The 21,558-nt window shown below is 72.5% G+C and carries 15 protein-coding genes; 3 read left to right on the top strand and 12 right to left on the bottom strand.

Features of this window, described 5'->3' with window-relative positions:
- Positions 1 to 50: 50 nt before the first annotated feature.
- Entirely contained in the window at positions 51 to 656 is a 606-nt protein-coding gene (locus D1J60_RS26660) for a TetR/AcrR family transcriptional regulator (RefSeq protein WP_125822787.1), read from the bottom strand.
- A 140-nt stretch (positions 657 to 796) separates the two neighbouring features.
- Here D1J60_RS26660 and D1J60_RS26655 point away from each other — a divergent pair, with 140 nt between their 5' ends.
- Positions 797 to 2,350 carry an MFS transporter gene (locus D1J60_RS26655; protein WP_125603346.1) on the top strand — a complete coding sequence of 518 codons (1,554 nt, stop codon included), beginning with the start codon at positions 797 to 799 and terminating at the stop codon, positions 2,348 to 2,350.
- A gap of 134 nt (positions 2,351 to 2,484) precedes the next feature.
- On the opposite strand, the gene D1J60_RS26650 is transcribed toward D1J60_RS26655, so the two are convergent.
- From D1J60_RS26650 to nrdR, 6 genes are all read right to left on the bottom strand, one after another.
- Positions 2,485 to 3,399, bottom strand: coding sequence for an ADP-ribosylglycohydrolase family protein (locus D1J60_RS26650; protein WP_125822786.1), 915 nt, complete (start codon positions 3,397 to 3,399; stop codon positions 2,485 to 2,487).
- A gap of 11 nt (positions 3,400 to 3,410) precedes the next feature.
- Positions 3,411 to 4,070: a histidine phosphatase family protein gene (locus tag D1J60_RS26645; protein ID WP_125602061.1), complete on the bottom strand. Its 660-nt coding sequence runs from the start codon at positions 4,068 to 4,070 to the stop codon at positions 3,411 to 3,413.
- A 73-nt stretch (positions 4,071 to 4,143) separates the two neighbouring features.
- Complete coding sequence (locus tag D1J60_RS26640) at positions 4,144 to 4,749, bottom strand: YdbC family protein (RefSeq protein WP_125602057.1); 606 nt, start codon at positions 4,747 to 4,749, stop codon at positions 4,144 to 4,146.
- A 32-nt stretch (positions 4,750 to 4,781) separates the two neighbouring features.
- Entirely contained in the window at positions 4,782 to 5,624 is an 843-nt protein-coding gene (locus tag D1J60_RS26635) for an arylamine N-acetyltransferase (protein WP_125822785.1), read from the bottom strand.
- Between the two features lie 195 nt (positions 5,625 to 5,819).
- Positions 5,820 to 8,711, bottom strand: coding sequence for a vitamin B12-dependent ribonucleotide reductase (locus D1J60_RS26630; RefSeq protein ID WP_125822784.1), 2,892 nt, complete (start codon positions 8,709 to 8,711; stop codon positions 5,820 to 5,822).
- Positions 8,712 to 8,848: 137 nt separating this feature from the next.
- Positions 8,849 to 9,364 (bottom strand): transcriptional regulator NrdR, encoded by a 516-nt coding sequence (gene nrdR, locus D1J60_RS26625; protein WP_125602048.1) that lies wholly within the window; start codon positions 9,362 to 9,364, stop codon positions 8,849 to 8,851.
- Positions 9,365 to 9,919: 555 nt separating this feature from the next.
- Between nrdR and lexA the strand changes: the two genes are divergently transcribed.
- On the top strand, positions 9,920 to 10,711 hold the full coding sequence (gene lexA, locus D1J60_RS26620; RefSeq protein ID WP_125602045.1) for a transcriptional repressor LexA: 792 nt from the start codon (positions 9,920 to 9,922) through the stop codon (positions 10,709 to 10,711).
- A gap of 117 nt (positions 10,712 to 10,828) precedes the next feature.
- On the opposite strand, the gene D1J60_RS26615 is transcribed toward lexA, so the two are convergent.
- The 5 genes from D1J60_RS26615 to D1J60_RS26590 form a co-directional block, all read right to left on the bottom strand.
- Positions 10,829 to 12,799: an ATP-dependent DNA helicase gene (locus D1J60_RS26615; protein WP_125602042.1), complete on the bottom strand. Its 1,971-nt coding sequence runs from the start codon at positions 12,797 to 12,799 to the stop codon at positions 10,829 to 10,831.
- A 52-nt stretch (positions 12,800 to 12,851) separates the two neighbouring features.
- Positions 12,852 to 14,714: an IucA/IucC family protein gene (locus tag D1J60_RS26610; RefSeq protein WP_125822783.1), complete on the bottom strand. Its 1,863-nt coding sequence runs from the start codon at positions 14,712 to 14,714 to the stop codon at positions 12,852 to 12,854.
- A 142-nt stretch (positions 14,715 to 14,856) separates the two neighbouring features.
- Positions 14,857 to 15,528, bottom strand: coding sequence for a GNAT family N-acetyltransferase (locus tag D1J60_RS26605; protein WP_125822782.1), 672 nt, complete (start codon positions 15,526 to 15,528; stop codon positions 14,857 to 14,859).
- 31 nt (positions 15,529 to 15,559) lie between these two features.
- Positions 15,560 to 17,509: an IucA/IucC family protein gene (locus D1J60_RS26600; protein ID WP_347147198.1), complete on the bottom strand. Its 1,950-nt coding sequence runs from the start codon at positions 17,507 to 17,509 to the stop codon at positions 15,560 to 15,562.
- Between the two features lie 1,006 nt (positions 17,510 to 18,515).
- Positions 18,516 to 19,793, bottom strand: coding sequence for a diaminobutyrate--2-oxoglutarate transaminase family protein (locus tag D1J60_RS26590; RefSeq protein ID WP_125824196.1), 1,278 nt, complete (start codon positions 19,791 to 19,793; stop codon positions 18,516 to 18,518).
- Positions 19,794 to 20,303: 510 nt separating this feature from the next.
- On the opposite strand from D1J60_RS26590, the gene D1J60_RS26585 reads away from it, so the two are divergent.
- Positions 20,304 to 21,479 (top strand): hypothetical protein, encoded by a 1,176-nt coding sequence (locus D1J60_RS26585; RefSeq protein ID WP_125603891.1) that lies wholly within the window; start codon positions 20,304 to 20,306, stop codon positions 21,477 to 21,479.
- The last annotated feature ends 79 nt before the right edge of the window (positions 21,480 to 21,558 follow it).

Here is a 21,558-nt window from a genome sequence, read left to right as displayed (position 1 = left end):
AAGCGCCGCCGGGGGGCCTCGGCGAGGCGCCGGCCGGGCTTCCCGGGGGTTCACGCCCGGAGCATCGGCACCATCACGCCGTCGATCATCTCCGCGATCTCGACGTCCGGCCATTCGCTTCCGCATACCTTCGCGCGGTACATGAGCATCGCCGGAATCACATCGGTGAGCAGGGGACTCGTGGCATCGGCCCGGACGTCCTGCCGCTCGATTCCGCGCTGGAGGAGCTCGCGTATCACCTCATGGGCCGGCTCGTGCAGGCCCTTCCAGATCACTTCGCGGAACAGATCGGCATGAGCGTGGTCGCATTCGTGAAGGACCGCCCGCAGGGCCACCCCGGCCTGGGAGCGCATGACGTCACGCATCCGCACGCACAGCACGTACAGGTCCTCGCGCACCGACCCGTGGTCGGCGATCTCCCCCAGCGCGGGCAGCCCCGCGCGCAGCACCTCCGCCACCAGATCGGTCTTGGTGGGCCAGCGCCGGTAGACGGCCGCCTTGCCGGTGCGCGCCCCGGCCGCCACCGCCTCCATGGTGAGGGCGTTCCAGCCGACGGTGCTCAGCTGCTCCAGGGCGGAGTCCAGGATCGCCCGTTCGAGCGCCGGCCCCCGCCTGCGCACCGGCGCCGCCCCCGCCGACCAGCCCGAACCCGCCATGCCCGTACCTCCGACCGGCCCGCGCGATTCCCGCGCACATTTTCCGCCTTAGTGAACGCTTGCGTTCCCTACATTCGGGCTCCTACCGTGGACCCGCAGTGAACGAATGCGTTCACTATTTCACTTCGGGGGGATCCACAGTGACAAGCGTTCAGCTCGACAAGCCCCGGATACCGGGGGCCGCCCGACGGCCCGGACGTCCCGGGGTGGCGCTCGCCGTCATCGCCGCCTGCCAGCTCATGGTCGTCCTCGACGCGACCATCGTGAACATCGCGCTCCCGCACATCCAGACGGCGCTCTCCTTCTCCACCACCGACCTCTCCTGGGTGATCAGCGCCTACACCCTCGCCTTCGGCGGACTGCTGCTGCTCGGCGGCCGGGCCGGCGACATCCTGGGCCGACGCCGCGTCTTCATGGCCGGAATCCTGCTGTTCACCCTGGCCTCCCTGCTCGGCGGATTCGCCCAGGAGCCCTGGCAGCTGATGGCGGCCCGCGCCCTCCAGGGCGTCGGCGGGGCCATCGCCTCGCCCACCGCGCTCGCCCTGATCACCACGACCTTCGCCGAAGGCCCCGACCGCAACCGCGCCTTCGGGGTCTTCGCCGCCGTGTCCGCCGGCGGCGGCGCCGTCGGCCTGCTGGCCGGCGGCATGCTCACCGAGTGGCTCGACTGGCGCTGGGTGCTCTTCGTCAACGTGCCGATCGGCGTGCTCATCGCCGTCCTCGCCCCGCTCTACATCAACGAGTCCGAACGCCACCCGGGCCGCTTCGACGCCGCCGGCGCCCTCACCTCCACCGCCGGGATGACCTCGCTCGTCTACGGGTTCATCCGCGCGTCCGAGGACGGCTGGCGCGACTCGCTGACCATCGGCTCCTTCGCCACCGCCGTCGTCCTGCTCGGTCTCTTCGTCCTCATCGAGTCGCGCGCCGCCGAACCGATCATCCCGCTGCGGATGTTCGCCGACCGCAACCGCGCCGGCACCTACCTGATCATGCTCGGTCTCGCCGCCGCCATGTTCGGCATGTTCTTCTTCATCGTCCAGTTCGTCCAGAACGTGCTGGGCTTCTCGCCCATCCAGTCCGGCGTCGGCTTCCTGCCCGTGACGGTGGCGATCATCGCCGGCGCCGGGCTGTCGCAGCGCTTCCTGCCGCGCCTGGGCCCCAAGCCGTTCATGGTCACCGGATCGGCGCTCACCGGCATCGGCCTGGCCTGGCTGACCTTCATCCGCACCGACAGCACCTACCTGTCCGGCGTGCTCGGCCCAATGCTGCTGTTCGGCTTCGGCATGGGCCTCAACTTCGTCACGCTCACCCTCACCGCCGTCTCCGGCGTGGCACCGCGCGAGGCGGGAGCGGCCTCCGGCCTGCTGAACGCCAGCCAGCAGGTGGGCGGTTCGCTCGGACTGTCGATCCTGGTCACCGTCTTCGGCACCGCAGGCCGCGACGAGGCCGCCAAGCAGGTCCCGGACTTCATGGCCCGCGCCGAACCGGCACAGCTGGCCGCCTTCAAGCAGACCGGGCAGCTGCCGGACCCCTGGGGGGACCTCGTCCTCACCCGGGGCATCTCCACCGCCTTCATCGCCGCCGTCGCCATGGCGGGGCTCGCACTGGTCACCGCGCTGCTGGTGATCCGGGTGCGCAAGAGCGACCTGGAAGCCCTCAGCGGAACCGCCGCCGAAGCCGGCCCCGCGGCCTGAGCTCGCCGTCGGGCCCCTCTCCCTGCACAGACAGACGTACGAGGAGCCCCGGGCGCGGAACCACCCCCGCGCCCGGCACCCGCCCACCCGGCACAGCCACCACCCGGCCGGGACCCCTCAGCAGCCGGTACCCGTCAGCCGGGCAGCCCGGGCAGCCACGCCGGAAGCGCCTCGGTCCGGTCCAGCCACGCCTGCGGCAGCGCCGCGTCCCCGCGCCCGCCCAGTACCCCGCCGACGATCGCACAGGTGGTGTCCACGTCACCGCCCACCTGGGCGGTGGTCCAGAACGCCCGCTCGAAGTCGTCCAGCGCCCGGGCCGCCGACCACAGCGCGAAGGGCACCGTGTCGTGGGCGCTCGTACGCCGCCCGCAGCCCAGCACCGCCGCGACCGTCGTCGCGTCGTCGTAGTCCAGCATGTCCCGCGCCCTGCGCACGCCCGCCCCGACGGCGCTGCGCGGCACCAGCGCGATCACCCCGTCCAGCAGGGCCTCGGCGGTCGGCGGCCCCGCCGGGGACGCCGCCAGCGCGGCCGCGGCGGCGACCGCCATCGCCCCGCACACCGCCTCGCGGTGCTGGTGGGTGGTGTAGGCGGAGATCTCCGCCTGGTGCGTGGCCTGCTCGGGGTCGTCCGCGTACCAGGCACCGAGCGGGGCGATCCGCATGGCGGCGCCGTTGCCCCAGGAGCCCTGGCCGTTGAAGAGCTCGGCGGCCAGCGTCCGCCAGTCCTCGCCCTCCCTGACCAGGCGCAGCATCCGGTTCACGGCGGGCCCGTAGCCGCGGTCGAAGTCGTGGTGGTCGGCGAAGGAGGCCGCCAGCGCGTCCTGGTCGACGCGGCCGTGCGTGGCGAGGACGGCCACCACCGAGCAGGCCATCTCGGTGTCGTCGGTCCACTGCCACGGCCGGCTGCCGGACGGCAGCTCGCGCCGCTTCAGCAGCGGGTAGTTGACGGGAACGAAGTACTGGGAGCCCAGGGCGTCCCCCAGGGCCAGCCCGCGGAGGCTGGACAGGGCGCGTGCGTAACGCGTTTCGGAAGTGGAATCAGCGGTCATCGCGCGTCACTTTAGCCGTCCAGGTCATAAGGCTCGGGTGTGGTCCACCGCTCAAACGGGCGGTCCATCCGGTAGCGCCCGTCGGGCCCGAGCAGCAGGACACGGTATTCGCCGTTGCCCGGGTTGGACAGGGCCTCGAACTCGGCCACCGACCAGTGGAACCAGCGCATGCAGAACAGCCGCATCGTCAGCCCGTGGGTGACCAGCAGGACGTTCTCGGGATGGTCGGGGGCCTCGAAGCTGCGGTAGAGGCTCTCCAGGAAGGAGCCGACGCGGTCGTAGACGTCGGCGCCCGACTCGCCCTGCGCGAAGCGGTAGAAGAAGTGCCCGTAGGCGTCCCGGTACGCCTTCTGGAGCTTCACGTCGTCGCGGTCCTGCCAGTTCCCCCAGTCCTGCTCGCGCAGCCGGGGCTCCTCGCGCATGCGGACCCGCGACGGGTCCAGCCGCAGCTCGCGGAAGGTCTGCAGGGTCCTGCGGTAGGGGGAGACGTACGCGCTGATGCTCTCCTCGCCGAAGAGCTCCCGCAGCCGCTCCCCGGCGGCCGCGGCCTGCTCGTGGCCGGTGCGGGTCAGCCGCAGGGCGTGGTCGGGCTCCCGCTCGTAGACCGTGTCATCGACGTTTCCCTCCGATTCCCCGTGCCGGACGAGGACGATGCGCCGTGGTCGAACCATCCCCCGACCCTATTCGGCCGCCGGGGCGGCCACACCCCGGCCACGCCGGTCGGGGACGGCGCTTGTCCTACGGTCATACCGTCCAGGTGGGTTCGAGGTCGACGACGTCCCCGGTGAGCGCCTCCACATCGGCTTCGGTCTGGGCGCGCAGCGAGAGCCGCTCGACCCGCTCCTGCCGGTACTTGCCGTGCTCCGCCGCCGCCCGCCACATGGACAGCACCAGGAACTCCCGCCCGGGCGCCTCCCCGAACAGACCCCGGATCATGCCGGGCGACCCCGCCATGGCGGGGTTCCACACCTTCTCCTGCATCAGCGCGAAATGGTCCACGCGCCCTTCCCGCACCCGGGTGTGGGCGACCCGCACCACGTCGGCGTCGCTGAAGCGCGGCTCGAAGCCCGTCTTCACGTCGAAGCGGTGGTCGAAGAGCGTGACCCGGGCATCGGTGTAGGTGCCGTTCTGCGAGGCGGCCAGTCTGTCGTGCGAGCGGGCCATGAAGGAGTCGTAGAAGGAGCGGCTCTCCCAGAACGCGAAGACATGCGCGACCCCCTGCCGGCCTCTGCTCCAGCCGCCGCCCTGTCCCCGGAATCCCGGTTCGCCGGGCAGCCCCGCCCACTTGCGCTGCCCGCGCTCGAACCCGCGTCGGTCCGTCACCGTGCAGCGAATCCACTTGACCAGCACCGCGCCATCGTACGGGCCGGGCGCGGTCCGGGTCAGTCCCCGGAGCGGTTGATCCGCACCAGTTCCGCCGCGTCCCGCTCGGGCAGCCGAAGCCCGAACTCCCGGTCGAGGAGGGCGGGCAACCGGCCGGGGTCCACCGGCTCCCGCTCCGTCCGCCCGTCGGGGAACAGGCGCGTCAGCTCGCGCCCCACGAGCGTCTTGCGCACGGCGTCCCCGGGGAGCTGGACGATGGTCTGCCCGGCGAAGGAGGACCGGGGGTGCGTGGAGCTGTAGTGGTTCAGCACGACGTAGTCCACGGGGTGGTACCGCTGCGGGGAGAAGGCGTACAGGTCCCACCAGCCCTCCCCGCGGCGGGCCCGGAGCACGAGGACCCCTTCCTCCTCCTCGTGTACCGCGTACGCCCACGGCCCCTGGCGGACCGCGGTGCCGGGGCGCGCGAGCGGGACGGGCTCGCGCGGGCCCATGTAGCCGAACCCGGCGTCGCAGAGCCACGGTTCGCCGTCGACGGTGACGACGAGCACGGCGTGCGTCACCGCGAGCAGCGCGTCGCCCCGGGTGCGGTTGCGGGCGCCGCGCCCCGAGACCTCGAAGCCGATCCGCTCCAGGGCGGCGGCCAGCAGCGAGTTCTGCTCGTAGCAGTAGCCGCCCCTGCGGGCGCGCACGAGCTTGTCCTGCAGGGCCTTGAGCTCCAGCTCGACGGGGCGGCCGAGCAGGACGTCCAGGCTCTCGAAGGGGATGGCGGCGGTGTGGGCCCGGTGCACCGCGTACAACGTCTCCAGGTCGGCCCGGAGTTCCCGTACGGCCCCTCCCGTCCCGGGACCGAGGCCGATCCGCTCCAGGTACGCGTCCAGGTCCAGTTCCTCACCGCTCCACATGGCTCCCCGCTCCCCCGCCGTGAATTCCGCGCGCCCGGGCGTCGCCGGGCCCCGCACCATGATCGCCGTGACCGGCCCTGCGCGCGATCCCCCCGTGACGGGCTGCCCGGCGCGGGGTACGGCGAAGGGGACCGGCCGTGGGCCGGTCCCCTTCGTTCGTGCGCGGCGGGTCAGCCGTCGGCTACCCGCGCGGGCTCAGCTGCAGCCGCTGGTGGAGCCGCAGCCCTCGCAGATGTAGCAGGAGCCGGCGCGCTGCATCTTCGTACCGCAGGAGAAGCAGAGCGGTGCGTCGGCGGAGACGCCCATCTGCATCTCGACCAGCTCGGCGTTGCTGTGCGCCGTCTTGGGGGCCGGGACCGGGACGATCGCCACCGGCTTGGCCACCGGCTTGGCCACGGCGACGGGCGCCGACTGGGCGAGGGACTCGGTGTCGAGCTCCTCCTCGTCGAGCGGCTCGTAGGAGCCGGTGTCGAGGTGGCGCTGACGCTCTTCGGCGGAGTGGATGCCGAGCGCCGAGCGGGTCTCGAAGGGCAGGAAGTCCAGCGCCACGCGACGGAAGATGTAGTCGACGATCGACTGCGCCATGCGGACGTCCGGGTCGTCGGTCATACCGGCCGGCTCGAAGCGCATGTTGGTGAACTTCGCGACGTACGTCTCCAGCGGGACGCCGTACTGCAGACCGACGGAGACGGCGATCGAGAAGGCGTCCATCATGCCCGCGAGGGTCGAACCCTGCTTGGACATCTTCAGGAAGACCTCGCCCAGGCCGTCGTCCGGGTAGGAGTTCGCGGTCATGTAGCCCTCGGCGCCACCGACCGTGAAGGAGGTGGTGATCCCCGGGCGGCCCTTGGGGAGGCGCTTGCGCACCGGGCGGTACTCGATGACCTTCTCGACCGCCGTGCGGATGGTCTCCTCGGCCTTCTCGGTGATCTCGGCCTTCTCCTCCTCCTTCTTCTTGGCGGAGAGGGGCTGGCCGACCTTGCAGTTGTCGCGGTAGATCGCGAGCGCCTTGACGCCCAGCTTCCACGCCTCGAAGTAGATCTCCTCGATCTCCTCGACGGTCGCCGACTCCGGCATGTTGACCGTCTTCGAGATCGCGCCGGAGATCCACGGCTGGATCGCGGCCATCATGCGGACGTGGCCCATCGGGGAGATGGAGCGCTCGCCCATCGCGCAGTCGAAGACCTCGTAGTGCTCGGTCTTCAGGCCCGGGGCGTCGACGACGTTCCCGTGCTCGGCGATGTGGGAGACGATCGCCTCGATCTGCTCTTCCAGGTAGCCCATGCGGCGCAGGGCCTGCGGGACGGTGCCGTTGACGATCTGCATCGAGCCGCCGCCGACGAGCTTCTTGAACTTGACCAGGGCCAGGTCCGGCTCGACACCGGTGGTGTCGCAGGACATCGCGAGACCGATGGTGCCGGTCGGCGCGAGGACGGAGGCCTGGGCGTTGCGGAAGCCGTTCTTCTCGCCGAGGCGCAGGACGTCCTGCCAGGCCTCGGTGGCCGCGGCCCAGATCGCGCTGTCCAGGTCGTCGGTGCGCGGCGCGACGGCGTTGGCGTCGGCGTGCTGCTTCATGACGCGCTTGTGCGAGTCGGCGTTGCGGGCGTAGCCGTCGTACGGGCCGACGATGGCGGCCAGCTCGGCGGAGCGCCTGTACGCGGTGCCGGTCATCAGCGAGGTGATCGACGCGGCGAGGGTGCGGCCGCCGTCCGAGTCGTAGGCGTGGCCGGTCGCCATCAGCAGGGCGCCCAGGTTGGCGTAGCCGATGCCCAGCTGGCGGAAGGCGCGGGTGTTCTCGCCGATCTTCTGGGTCGGGAAGTCCGCGAAGCAGATGGAGATGTCCATCGCGGTGATGACCAGCTCGACGACCTTGGCGAAGCGCTCGGCGTCGAAGGACTGGTTGCCCTTGCCGTCGTCGTTGAGGAACTTCATCAGGTTCAGCGAGGCGAGGTTGCAGGACGTGTTGTCCAGGTGCATGTACTCGCTGCAGGGGTTGGACGCGGTGATGCGGCCGGACTCGGGGCAGGTGTGCCAGTTGTTGATCACACCGTCGTACTGGATGCCCGGGTCGGCACAGGCCCACGCGGCCTCGGCGAGCTTGCGGAAGAGCGCCTTGGCGTCGACCTTCTCGATGACCTCGCCGGTCATGCGGGCCCGCAGGCCGAACTGGGTGCCGTTCTCGACGGCCGTCATGAACTCGTCGTTCACGCGGACGGAGTTGTTGGCGTTCTGGTACTGGACGGACGTGATGTCGTCGCCGCCCAGGTCCATGTCGAAGCCCGCGTCGCGCAGGGCGCGGATCTTCTCCTCTTCCTTCACCTTGGTGGCGATGAAGTCCTCGATGTCCGGGTGGTCCACGTCCAGGACGACCATCTTGGCCGCTCGGCGGGTCGCGCCGCCCGACTTGATCGTTCCCGCGGAGGCGTCGGCGCCGCGCATGAAGGAGACCGGGCCGGAGGCGTTGCCGCCGGAGGAGAGGAGCTCCTTGGAGGAGCGGATGCGGGAGAGGTTCAGGCCGGCGCCGGAGCCGCCCTTGAAGATCATGCCCTCTTCCTTGTACCAGTCGAGGATCGACTCCATGGAGTCGTCGACGGACAGGATGAAGCAGGCGGAGACCTGCTGCGGCTGGGGCGTGCCGACGTTGAACCACACCGGGGAGTTGAAGCTGAAGATCTGGTGCAGGAGGGCGTAGGTCAGCTCGTGCTCGAAGATCTCCGCGTCGGCGGGGGACGCGAAGTAGTCGTAGTCCTCGCCGGCCTTCGTGTAGGTCTTCACGATGCGGTCGATGAGCTGCTTCAGGCCGGTCTCGCGCTGCGGGGTGCCGACCGCGCCGCGGAAGTACTTGCTGGTGACGATGTTGACCGCGTTCACCGACCAGAAGTCGGGGAACTCGACGCCGCGCTGCTCGAAGTTGACCGAGCCGTCGCGCCAGTTGGTCATGACGACGTCACGGAGCTCCCAGTTCACCTCGTCGTAGGGGTGCACGCCGGGGGTGGTGTGGATGCGCTCGATCCGCAGGCCGCCCTTGGCGGCCTTGGTCCCCTTGGCGCGGGAACCACGTGCCGAGCTGCTCGCCGTCTCTGTCATGCCGCCTGCCTCCCATATGCGGGCAAAAACGCCCTAAAGTGCCAGCGCTATTCCGCGGCACAGTGCTGTGTGTCTTGTATCTACGAATCTCGCCTCACCGACCGGGCAGGGCCGCGCTGCACTGCGGCCCCGAGCGGTCAGCCGGCGGCGGAGGCGGGCACGGGGACGACCGCGGGGGTCCCTCCGGGCTCGCACTCATGGGGGTGAGGCCGCGGCTCGCGCAGTTCCGCGATGGCGGTCTCGAAGTCTTCAAGGGTGTCGAACGCTTTGTAGACGGATGCGAACCGCAGGTAGGCGACGAGGTCGAGTTCCTGCAACGGGCCGAGTATGGCCAGACCCACGTCGTGGGTGGTCAGCTCGGCGCTCCCGGTGGCGCGCACCGCCTCCTCGACCCGCTGGCCGAGCTTGGCGAGGGCGTCCTCGGTGACCGGCCGCCCCTGGCACGCCTTGCGCACGCCGGAGATGACCTTGGTACGGCTGAAGGGTTCGGTGACCCCGCTTCGCTTGATCACCATCAGCGAGGCCGTCTCCACCGTCGTGAAGCGACGGGAGCAGTCGGGGCACTGACGGCGCCGGCGGATCGACGTTCCGTCGTCGGTCGTACGGCTGTCGACGACGCGGCTGTCGGGGTGCCTGCAGAAGGGGCAGTGCATGTTCCCTCACCCTCCTCTTGGCACGACTGAATCACCCCACGGAGCCCCTCAACGACGGAGAGCGAGTCTTCGCCGGGGGCTCGTGAAGCAGCCACAAGCATATGCGATCCCGCGGACCTCGGCGGACCGAGGACCACAACTTCTGGGTGGCCGCGCCCATCCAACCACTAGATCTTGGGTTGGGCCGGATTTACACCACTCCGCGTGTCGCGGTGCCCGATGGCCGGATACGGGGGTTCCCGGTGCCACACTGGGCCCAGCGCCGGGCCCCGCCCGGGCGCGGCCGATCCAACCGGGAAGGGTACCGTAAGGAGCGGACGCGGAGCCGAACCCACGTTCGGCCGGGCGGCGCACAACGCATTCCGTTTGAGCGCTGCGACGGGCCCCGCGGACGTCCGGCCATCACCCATAGCGGTCCCGAATCGGCCGCCATACACCCGTCGATCTAACCCAGGTGGGGGATCCGCGATTTTTCACTCGAACGTGTGTTTGGCGCAACCTTTCGAAAGCTACTACCGTTGTCCAGCTAGGGAGAACATTTCGAGAGGGGCCGACGTGACCACCACCGCAGACAGTGCCACCATCACTGCCCAGAACCGCTCCCAGAGCCGACTCGAGCCGGTGCATGCCATGAATGACGCAAGTCAGAACCAGGAGGCGGAGGCCGTACGCCCCGCGCGCTCCCTGCCAGGGCGACCTCCAGGCATCCGCGCCGACAGCTCCGGACTCACGGACCGGCAGCGGAGGGTGATCGAGGTCATCCGGGACTCCGTGCAGCGCCGCGGCTACCCGCCGTCGATGCGCGAGATCGGCCAGGCGGTCGGCCTCTCCAGCACCTCCTCCGTGGCCCACCAGCTGATGGCCCTGGAGCGCAAGGGCTTCCTGCGTCGCGACCCGCACCGGCCCCGCGCCTACGAGGTGCGCGGCTCGGACCAGCCCAGCTCGCAGCCCACGGACACCACCGGCAAGCCCGCCGCCTCCTACGTCCCCCTGGTCGGCCGCATCGCGGCCGGCGGCCCGATCCTGGCCGAGGAATCCGTCGAGGACGTGTTCCCCCTCCCCCGCCAGCTCGTCGGCGACGGTGAACTGTTCGTCCTCAAGGTCGTCGGCGACTCGATGATCGAGGCCGCGATCTGCGACGGCGACTGGGTCACCGTCCGCCGCCAGCCCGTCGCGGAGAACGGCGACATCGTCGCCGCCATGCTGGACGGCGAGGCCACCGTCAAGCGCTTCAAGCGGGAGGACGGCCACGTGTGGCTGCTCCCGCACAACGCCGCCTACCAGCCGATCCCCGGCGACGAGGCGACGATCCTCGGCAAGGTCGTCGCCGTGCTGCGACGGGTCTGACCGGCCCGCCGCCCCTCAGCCAGCTCCGGGACCCACTGCGCCGGTCCCGGAGCTGTTCCATGCCCGCGGGCCCCCTCACCTCCCCGCGGGTGGGGAGTGGGCCTGGGCCCCGGGTCGCTACTTGCCGTCGGCCTTCGCGCTCGCGTCGATGGCGGCCAGCGAGCGGCGGACCTGATTGCGGTCCGTGGTGTACCAGAAATCGGGCAGCGAGGCCCGCAGGAAGCTTCCGTACCGGGCCGTGGCCAGGCGGGGGTCCAGGACCGCAACCACCCCCCGGTCACCGGAGGCCCGTACGAGCCGGCCCGCGCCCTGGGCCATCAGCAGGGCGGCATGGGTGGCCGCGACCGCCATGAAGCCGTTGCCGCCGTGCTCCTCGACCGACTTCTGCCGCGCGCTCATCAGCGGGTCGTCCGGACGCGGGAACGGGATCCTGTCCATGATCACCAGCTGGCAGCTGGGCCCGGGCACGTCCACGCCCTGCCACAGGGACAGCGTCCCGAACAGGCAGGTCTTCGGGTCCGCCGCGAAGGTCTTGATCAGCTCGCCGAGCGTCTCCTCGCCCTGGAGCAGGATCGGGTTGTCGAGCCGCCCGCGCAGCTCCTCGGCGGCGGCCTTGGCGCCGCGCATGGAGGAGAACAGGCCCAGGGTGCGGCCGCCGGAGGCTTCGATCAGCTCCGCCAGCTCGTCCATCATGTCGCCGCGGGTGCCCTCCCGGCCCGGTGTCGCCAGGTGCTTCGCGACGTAGAGGATGCCCTGCTTCGGGTAGTCGAACGGGGAGCCGACGTCCAGGCCCCGCCACACCGGCACGTCCTCGCCCTCCACCCCTTCCGGGGAGAGGCCCAGCGAGGCCGCGACCCCGTTGAAGTCGCCGCCCAGCTTGAGGGTGGCCGAGGTGAGGACCACCGAGCGGTCCTCGAAGAGCTTCTCGCGCAGCAGGCCCGACACCGAGAGCGGGGCGACCCGCAGGGTGGCGCCGAACCGGTCGTGGCGCTCGTACCAGACGACGTCGTACTCGGAACCGAGCGTGATCCGCTCCGCCACCGCGTGGACGTTCTCCACGGCGGCGAGGGCCTGCTTGCGGACGGCGTCCTCGTCGTGCACGGACTTGTCCCGCGTCGCGCCGATCGCGGAGATCACGTTGCGCGCGGCGTCGCGCAGCGACATCAGCGCGTAGCCGAGGTCCTCCGGGACCACCTCCAGACGGCCGGGGAGCGCCAGCTCCATCACCCGCTCGAAGGTCTCCGCGGCGGTCTGCAGGGAATCCGCGGTCTTCTCGTCGACCAGCTTGGCGGCACGCTTCACGGCCCGGTTGACCTGGCCCGGGGTGAGCTCGCCGGTGGCTACACCGGTGACGCGGGAGACCAGCTCGTGCGCCTCGTCGACGATCAGCACCTCGTGCTGCGGGAGCACGGGGGCGCCCTCGATGGCGTCGATGGCGAGCAGGGCGTGGTTGGTGACGACCACGTCCGCGAGCTTGGCCCGCTCACGGGCCGCCTCCGCGAAGCACTCGGCCCCGTACGCGCACTTCGTCGCGCCCAGGCACTCCCTGGAGGAGACGGAGATCTGGCTCCAGGCCTTGTCGGACACGCCGGGGGTGAGGTCGTCGCGGTCGCCCGTCTCGGTCTCGTCCGCCCAGTCGCGCAGGCGCAGCAGGTCCTTGCCGAGCTTGCTGGTCGGGGTGGCCGCCTCGAACTGGTCGAAGAGGCCCTCCTCCTCGTCCTGCGGGACGCCCTCGTGGAGGCGGTGCAGGCACAGGTAGTTGGACCGGCCCTTGAGCATGGCGAACTGCGGTCGCCGGCGCAGCTGCGGGTGCAGTGCCTCGACCGTGCGCGGCAGGTCGCGCTCGACGAGCTGGCGCTGGAGCGCGAGCGTCGCCGTGGCGACGACGACGCGCTCGCCGTGCGCGAGGGCCGGCACCAGGTAGCCGAGGGACTTGCCGGTGCCGGTGCCGGCCTGGATCAGCCGGTGGGAGTTGTCGTCGATCGCTTCGGCGACGGCTTCGGCCATGGCCACCTGGCCGGGCCGCTCCGTGCCGCCGACGGCGGAGACGGCGGCGTGCAGCAGGTCGGTGAGGGAGGGCTTCGTCATAGCACTGCCAACCCTACGGGGCGCCACCGACAGCGACCGCATCGATCACTCTTCAGGGGCCGTGCAGGGGGTTGGGCACGGTGCCGTGGACGACGGCGGCCGGCCGGTCCGGGCGGTCACGGTAGCCGTCCGCGTGGAGCCGGTTCCGGTTGAGGCAGAGCCGGTCGATCCGCTCCGTCAGCAGGTCGAAGAGGCGGTGGCGCTCCTTGTCCTCGGGGAAGCGGGCCTGGTGGCGGAGGATCTCCGCCCGCACGAGGGACCAGAACGCGTCCTCGGGCACGCCGAGCCGGTCGTCGCACAGGGCGGACAGGTAGCGGAAGACGCCGATGAACAGTCCCGAGTGGATGAACTGGGTGAGGAAGCCGGGTGGCTCCGCGAGCAGCGCGGCCCGCACCGCGTCGGGCATGGACGCGTGCTCGGGCAGGGGGGTACTGCTGATGTTGACGTCGTCCACGAAGTCCTTGACGGCCAGGCGGACGGGGACGTCCCGCTCGTCGAAGATCACCACGGTGTTCTCGCCGTGCGGGGAGAACACCGTGCCGTAGCGGTAGAGGAAGTGCAGCAGCGGGGGCAGCAGGGCCGCGAAGAGGTGGCGCAGCCAGGCCTCGGGGGTGAGGCCGGAGCGGGCGACGAGTTCGGCGGTGAAGGAGCGGCCGCGCGGATCGACGTGCAGGAGGGAGGCGAGGGTGCGGGCGCGTTCTCCGGGGTCGAGCCGGCCCGCCAGCGGCTCCCGCCAGATCGCTCCCAGGAGCTCCCTGTACTGGTAGGGCACCTCGGGCAGCCCGTCGTACACGGGGTGGCGGACGGTGACCGAGGCGACCTCTCCGAGCAGTACGACCCGGCATTCGTCGCGCAGGAAGGGGTCGGCGTCGCGGAGCGAGTGGATCCAGGCGGTGACGGCGGGCGCGGCCACGCTGAGGTCGCTGGGCAGGCCGCGCCAGACGGTGGTGTTGAAGACGGACAGCGGGAGTTTGACGCTGTGCCGGTCGGGACGGGTGAGGTTGAGGAAGGTACGGATCGACTGCTGCGGGATCCTGTCGTCGGGATCGGCGGGGAGCGGCACGAGGGTGCCGGAGGCGAGGGCGGGCGCGAAGAGGGGCAGGACGATCTCGTCCCACTGCCAGGGGTGTACGGGGAGGTACAGGTAGCGGAGCGGGTCGAGGCCCCGGTCGCGGAGGATCCCGTCGAAGGCCGCGCGGGTGGCGGGGTCGAGTTCTGCCGCGTAGAGGCGTGCCGGGTCCTCCAGGCCGGCGGTGCCCCGGTACTCGGCCAGGGAGCTGTGGGCGGCGAGCCACGGCAGCCGCTGCCGGGTGCGTGCCTCGGGGGCCCAGGCGGCGGCGTCCGCGGCGGACCATCCGACACGGCCCTTGTTGGCGACGAGCCAGGGGTGGCCGGTCTGGTGTCCTTCGAGCGCCGCGTAGTCCAGTTCGGCGAGGACGTCGGCGGTGAGTGCGTGGTGGTCGAGGCGTGCGTCGGCGGCGAGGGTGGAGCTGAGCTCGTGGATCAGGTGGCCGAGGGTCGGTCCGTCGAGGCGCAGCAGGGTGCGGGCCCTTACGAGGAAGCCGTACGGGTCCCCGAACGCGGTCGGCGGCTCCGCGGAGGGGGCCGCCGGGGTCAGCGTGATCGTGTCCGGGGTGACCTGCCAGCTGCCGTAGGCGCGCCGACGGGCGCGGAAGCCCAGGCTGCTGCCGTCGTCGAGGGTCAGGGTCCAGGCGTCACCGGCGGCGGAGGGTGCGGGGACGGGGACGGGGAGGACGATCTCCTCGTACGCGAACTCGCCGAGCATCTTGGCCAGCAGCCGGCGTGCGGCGAAGTCCCAGGTGGGCCGGTTGATTTCGGGGGGCGTGCACGGGTGCTGGGGCGACGGGGGGACGGCGTGGTCGGCCGGGTCGGGGGCCGCGGGGAAATTCGGCACGGGACTCCTCGGATATCGGGAACCTTGCTGAACGACGCGGAGTTCTGAAGATGAGAGCTGTGAAAACCGAATGCCGAATGCCGAATTGGCCAGGATGACCGGTTGTGATCACCGGCTGTGATGACCGGGCACGGCGCGGGGATCAGAGCAGATTGCGCAGGGCCCGCTCACGGACCATCAGGGCTGCTCGTTTATCGGGGAGTTCGATTTCCGTGGAATAGCGGAAGCCGGCGTTCATGAATGCTGATACGGAGGGGGTGTTGCGAATGTCCGGTTCCGCGATGACGCGTGTGCATCGGGGGCGGTTGTCGAAGACGAGCTCGGTGACGGCTCGCAGCAGCGTGGTGCCCAGGCCCCGGCCCCGGTTCGTGCCGTCTCCGATGAGCAGGTGGATACCCGTGTCGTGGGAGCGCGCCGGGTAGTGGCGGGAGACCGGGTCGAGATCGGCCCGGTAGATCTCCCAGTAGCTCATGGGGCTCCCGTCGAGGACGCCGAGGCAGGGAATGCTGTGGCCGTCGCCGTCGAGCTGGGCCCGCAGGTGGGCTTCGGTGACGGCGGGCGATCCGCCCAGTTCCCAGTAGGCGGCCACGCCGGGGTCGTTCATCCAGCCGGTGAGCAGTTTCAGGTCCCGGCCCGGCCGTACGGGTTCGAGGCGGAAGAGTCCTGCCGGTGTCGGGACCGCACCCCAGCCCGCCGGTGAGTCGAGGAGGTCCGCCTCGGCGAGCAGCGGCAGCAGCCCGACGGTGAAGCGGTGCGCGGTGGCCTCCCGGGAGGCGGGGCCGCCGGCGCTGGTGGTGGTGTCCGTAGGAGGCATCGGGGCCCTTCTCGGTGTCGGTGGGAGCGCGTCAGTCGTGGAGGGGGTTGGTGATGGTGACGTAGACGGACTGGGTGTCGACGGGGCCCACGAGCTCGTCCAGCCCGCCCAGGCGGGTGAGGAGGTTGGCCTTGCAGCGCAGGGTCGGCGAGTCCAGGAGCCGTGCCGGGACCGGGCCGAGGCCCGAGGCCTTGCCGAGGAAGCGGCGGAAGGCGGCAAGGAGCACGCGCTCGTCGGCGAGCCGCTGCGATCCGAAGGCCCCGATGAGGCCGATCACGTTGTTGATGCCCAGGTAGTAGGCGAAGCGTTCGTCGGTGACGGCGTCCGGGACGAAGGTGTCGCTGTCGCCCCCGATGCCGGGGAGGCGGCGTTCCAGTTCGGCTCGCCGGGAGTCGCGGAAGTAGTAGCCCTGGTTGTCGCGGAAGCGGCCGCCGACGGGCCAGCCTGCCCGGTCGAGGAGCACGAGGGTGTTCTGCTGGTGCGCTTCGAGGGCGATGCCGGCGAGGGCGTCGAAGGCGAGTACCGGCAGGACGACGTGGTCGAGGTAGCGCAGGAACCACTCGGCTGCGACGGCGGCGACGGGCCGGCCGGTGGTCACCGCGAGCCGGGAGAGGGTGTCGGCCAGCCGGGAGCGCATCGTGGTCCGGCCGGGCCACGGGCGGAGGGAGGTCAGTGCGGCGACGCACACGGCGTCGTCGTCGGAGTGGAAGGGGTTGTGGCGCAGTACGGCGTCGAATCCGCGGACGGGGGTGCCGTCCAGGGCGTCGACGGCGATCCAGGCGGGGTCGCGGACGATGTCGAAGCCGGGGTGGGCGGTCTGCCACTGCTCGGCGAGACCGGTGCGCAGGAGCCGGTGGACCTCGACGCCACGGTGGAGTTCCTTGCGGAGGTTCTCCCGGCGGGAGTTGGTGATGCGCAGTCCGAGCGAAAGCTTGAGCATCGCGGGGGCGCCGGGGCGGTGGACGGTGCGGACGGAGGAGGTGGGGTACCAGGGGGTGCCGTGGGGGCCCAGGTCTGTGATGAGTCCCGCGTCGCGCAGGGCGGTGACGGCGGGGCGCTGGAGGAGGTCTCGGGCCTGCCAGGGGTGCAGGGGAAGGGCGGTGGTGCCGGCGGGCAGGGGGAGGCCGGGGGCGAGGCGGGCGAGGAGCTGTGCGGCGGACACCGGACGGCCCCGTTCGGTCCAGGCGGAGTCGGTGGCCAGGGCGTCGGGCGCGACCGCGATCCAGTGCAGGGGGAAGGAGCCGTGGAGTTCGGGTGAGTAGTGGCGTACTTCGGCCTCCGAGAGTCCTTCGCGGCTCTTGGGGTCCGGTTGGAGGGGGTGACCGAGGAGGAGTGACTGTTCGGCGGTGAGGAAGCGGTCGCCTGCGACGGGGGCCGGGCCGGTGGGGCGTTGACGGCGGTCGGCGATGAACTCGGTGGTGCGGCGCACCGAGTCGGCGACCCGGCCGACGAGGTCGGTGCCGCTGCGGACGTCGCCCTCGCGGGCGAGCAGGCCGGCGAGGGTGACGGCGTCCACGGCGGGGGCGTGGGCGGGGGCGCCTTCGAGGCGGGCGGCGCCGAACCGGTGCCAGCCTGCCGGGGACCAGTACCGGACGGGGACGAGCAGCGCGGCCCCGGACGCGGGGAGGGGGACGCGGAGCAGGGTTCCGACGGGCCCGTCGGGGCGGCCGATGCCGCTCTCGCGGACCCAGCACCGCAGTAGGTTCTCCACCGTCGCGGACTCGGCCGCGGTGGCCGGGTCGGGGTGGTCCAGCAGGTCGGGCAGCGCCGCCGGGTCGGGGCCGGCGGGGCCAGTGCCGCCCACGCGCGGGCGGAGGGTGCCGTCCTTCTGCCGGGGCACGGTGCCCGCCGGGACGTGGGCCGAGGTGGCCTGCGCCGCCGGGACCCCGGCTACAGCACCGGCCTCCGCTCCGGCCCGGAGCCGCCCGGGGGCCGCCGGATCCCGGTCCGCGGCCGGTGACGCCGCGGGCGGCTGGGGCACGGCGGGCGCCTCGGGATGCCCGGGGGCGGACGGCCTGCCGGGACCGTCCGGCCGCGCCGGGGCGGGCGTGCCCGGCCGCACCGGGAGCGGCTGCTGGTCGGGGGCCGCGACGCCCTGAGCCGGGGCGTCGCCGAGCCCGGCCGCCGACTGGTCCGGGCCCGCCGCGTCTGCGGCCGCAGGGGTGGCGGGCGTGAGCCGGGCGAGGGGGGTGGGGGCCGGAGGGATCGCAGCAGCGGGCGGGGCCGGCGGGAGGGGAGCCGCTGGGCCGTTGGGCGCCAGGGGCGCGACGGCCGACTGAGGCGGGGCCGGGGCGGTCGGTGCCGAGGGAGCGGCGGCCTGAGGCGGGGCCGGGGAGGCCGGGGGCCCGTCGAGGGCGGCGGGCGAACCCGAGGTCGCAGCCGAGACCGGGGCCGCGGTGGCGGGCAGGCCCGGGTACACCGCAGCCGCAGCGCCGTCCGGGACCGGGGTGACGGCCGGGACCGGGGCCGCGGGGGCGCCCGCGGCCGCGGGGGCGACGGCTGGGAACGGAGGTGCCGTTGCAGCCGGGCCCGCGCCCGCAACGGTAGCCGCGGCGGTGCCTGGGGCGGTAGCCGGGTGCGGGGGGACGGCCGGGCCCGGGGCCACGGCGGCGGCCGGGAACGGGGGCGTCGTGGCGGCCTGGCCCGAGCCCGCGGCGGCAGCCGGGGTGGCGGCCGGGAACGCGCCCGCAGCGGCGCCTCGGACCGGGGTGACGGCCGGGGCCGGGGCCGGGACCGGGGTGTCGGCGCGGGCCGGGCCCGCAGCGGCGCTCCGGACCGGGGTGACGGCCGGGCCCAGGGTCGGGACCGGGGTGCCGACGCGGGCCGGGCCAGCGGCGGGGCCCGAGGGCGGGGTGGCGGCTGGGAACGGGGGCGCGGTGGCGGCTGGAGCCGCAGCGGCCGGGGGCGGGGTGGTGGGTGGGGGGCCTGGGAGGGGCGGGGGTGGGGTGGTGGAGGGGTCGGGCATCGGGGGGTCCTTCGGGGTGCGGTCAGTGGGGCCGGCGGGCGGCGGCGGGGACGGAGTCGGCCAGCCGGTCCAGGACGGCTGCGGCCTGTTCGTCGGTGAGGGTCAGCGGGGGCAGCAGGCGGACGACGCTGGAGTGGCGGCCTCCGAGCTCGACGATCAGGCCGCGGTCCAGGCACTCCTGACGCACGGCGGAGGCGAGGGCGGGTGCGGCGGCGCCGGTGTCGGGGTCGACGAGTTCGACGCCGAGCATCAGTCCGCGGCCCCGTACGTCGCCGACGCACGGCTGTTCCGTCGCCAGGCCGCGCAGTGCGGTCAGCATCCGCTCCCCCAGACAGGCCGCGCGCTCGGCGAGGCCGTTGTGGCGGACGTAGGCGAGGGTGGCGGTGCCCGCGGCCATGGCGAGCTGGTTCCCGCGGAACGTTCCGGCGTGGGCGCCGGGGGCCCAGACGTCCAGTTCGGCCCGGTAGACGATCACGGCCAGCGGGAGGCTGCCGCCGATGGCCTTGGACAGGACCATCACGTCGGGAACCACCCCGGCGTGGTCGACGCCCCAGAAGGCACCGGTGCGGCCCACCCCGGTCTGCACCTCGTCCGCGATCAGCGGGATGCCCCGGGCCGCGGTGATCTCCCGCATCCGGCGGAGCCACGCGTCGGGAGCCGGGTGGACCCCGCCCTCTCCCTGCACGGGCTCGACGATCATGGCGGCGGGCAGCGGTACCCCGCCCTTGGGGTCGTCGAGCAGGGTCTCGGTCCAGCGGGCCCCGAGCCGCGCGCCCTCGGCGCCGCCGACCCCGAACGGGCAGCGGTGGTCCTGCGGGTAGGGCAGCCGGGTCACCCGTACGTCGCCGGCGCCGCCCGAGGCCTCCAGGGCTCCGGCGGTCATCCCGTGGTAGGCGCCGGTGAAGGTGAGCAGCCCGGTGCGTCCGGTGGCGGCCCGGACCAGTTTCAGGGCGGCTTCGACGGCGTCGGTCCCGGCGGGCCCGCAGAACTGCACGCGGGCGTCGGCGGCCAGTTCCGGGGGCAGGTTCTCGAAGAGCTCGGTGGTGAAGGCGTCCTTGACCGGGGTGGCCAGGTCGAGGACGTGCAGCGGCGCCCCCGAGTCGAGGACCCCGCGGATGGCTTCGAGGACGACGGGGTGGTTGTGCCCGAGGGCGAGGGTGCCCGCGCCGGAGAGGCAGTCGAGGTAGCGCCGCCCGTCGGCGCCCTCGATCGTCAGCCCCCGGGCGCGTACGGGGACGATGGGCAGCGAGCGGGCGTAGGTCCGGGCGGCGGACTCCCGCAGTGCCTGCCTGCGCAGGATGCCCTCGGCGGAGGCGGGCCCGCGTCCGCCCTGCGCCGGGACGTGTGCCCCGGCCGCGGGTGCCTGCGTCCGTGGTGCCGCGTCGGCCCCGTCCACACCCCCGGCCCCGGCCCCGGCCCCGGCCACACCCTCAGCCGCCGATGCAGCCTCGCCCCCGGCCTCGGCCACGCCCCCGGCTGCGATCAGGGCCGGGGCGTCGGCTGCGGTCGCCGTAGCGGTAACGGTTGCGGTCGGTTCGGTCACGGCCACGACTGTCGGTCCTCCCGCGGGTTGCTCTTCCGGATTGCGCCTCGAACACGAACGCTGCTGCACCATCCCCCGTACGTACCAACGACGGTGACGGCTTCGGATCACGGGTGCACCGAAGATCCTTGCGGTTCGGCCGGGCCTGCCCGGCAGGAACCATCGACCCGGCGCCCGCCGTCCTATGCCACGGCGGCATAGTGGGGTGCTGCGATCCACCCCGATCGAATCCGTCCCAACACCTCGAAACTCCTGGGGGCTTACGACATGCGACCGAACCGACCGGTCACCGCGATCCTCTGCGCGGCCGCGCTCGCGCTGACCGCCTCGGCCTGCGGACCCGGCGACGGTGAGGCCGGCGCCGACGCCAAGCCGACCGTGGCTGCGCCCCCGCCGTCCGGCGCGGCGGACGGCATAAAGATCCCCGACGAGCTCAAGGAGAGGCTCAAGCAGCACGGCTTCGACCTGGAGAAGTGGAAGGGGGGCGCGTGGAAGAACTGGAAGAAGGAGGACTGGCTCCGCGAGGCGGGCGACTACGTCAACCCGATCATCGACGGCCTCTGGGACCCGGACCGGATGCGTGACGCCGAGCAGCCGCAGCGCCCGGCCGTCGACCCGGACGCCGGCAAGGACCAGGGCGTCACCGACCCGACCCCGGCTCCGGTGGCGGCGCAGCCGGCGGCTTCGCCGTACCACTCGAGCGTCCCCGCGTCCGGGAAGGTCTTCTTCGACGGTCCCGAGGGCTCGATGGTCTGCTCGGCCACCGTGGTGAAGGACCCGGCCCACCCGGGCAAGTCCAACATGGTCTGGACGGCGGGCCATTGCGTGCACGCGGGCAAGGCCGGCGGCTGGTACCGCAACATCGCCTTCGTCCCGTCCTACAACAACGCGGGCAAGCCGGCGGCGGCGCTCAAGGGCGCGCCGCGCGAGCAGGTCGCCCCGTACGGCGTGTGGTGGAGCGACTGGGCGCAGACCTCGGACCAGTGGATCGCGACGGGCGGTCCGACGGGCGGCGCGGGTGCCCCGTACGACTTCGCGGTGCTGCACGTGACGCCGGAGAAGGGCGGCGGCAAGTCGCTTGAGGAGACGGTCGGTACGGCGCTGCCGGTGGAGTTCAACGCTCCGGCGGTGGGCAAGGTCGCGAGCATCACGGCGACGGGCTACCCGGCCGCGGCTCCGTTCGACGGGCAGAAGGCGTTCCAGTGCGCGGACAAGCCGGGCCGGCTGGCGCTGAAGCAGGCCGACCCGGTGATGTACCGGATCGGCTGCACGATGACGGGCGGTTCGTCCGGTGGCGGCTGGGTGGCGGCGGGTGCCGACGGCAAGCCGGCGCTGGTGTCGAACACCTCGATCGGTCCGGCGAAGGCGGGCTGGCTGGCCGGGCCGAAGCTCGGTCCCGAGGCCAAGGGCATCTACAACGCGGTGAGCGCCAAGTTCAAGTGACCGGCCGGACGTGAGGACATGGCCCAGGGCATGACCCAGGGCATGACCGAGAGCATGGCCTGAGGAAGTGACGGAGGGC

The organism is Streptomyces sp. W1SF4 (assembly GCF_003950035.1).
Taxonomy (GTDB): Bacteria; Actinomycetota; Actinomycetes; order Streptomycetales; family Streptomycetaceae; genus Streptomyces; species Streptomyces racemochromogenes.
Note: the sequence above shows the minus strand (reverse complement) of the source record. Positions and strands in the feature narration are given on the sequence as shown.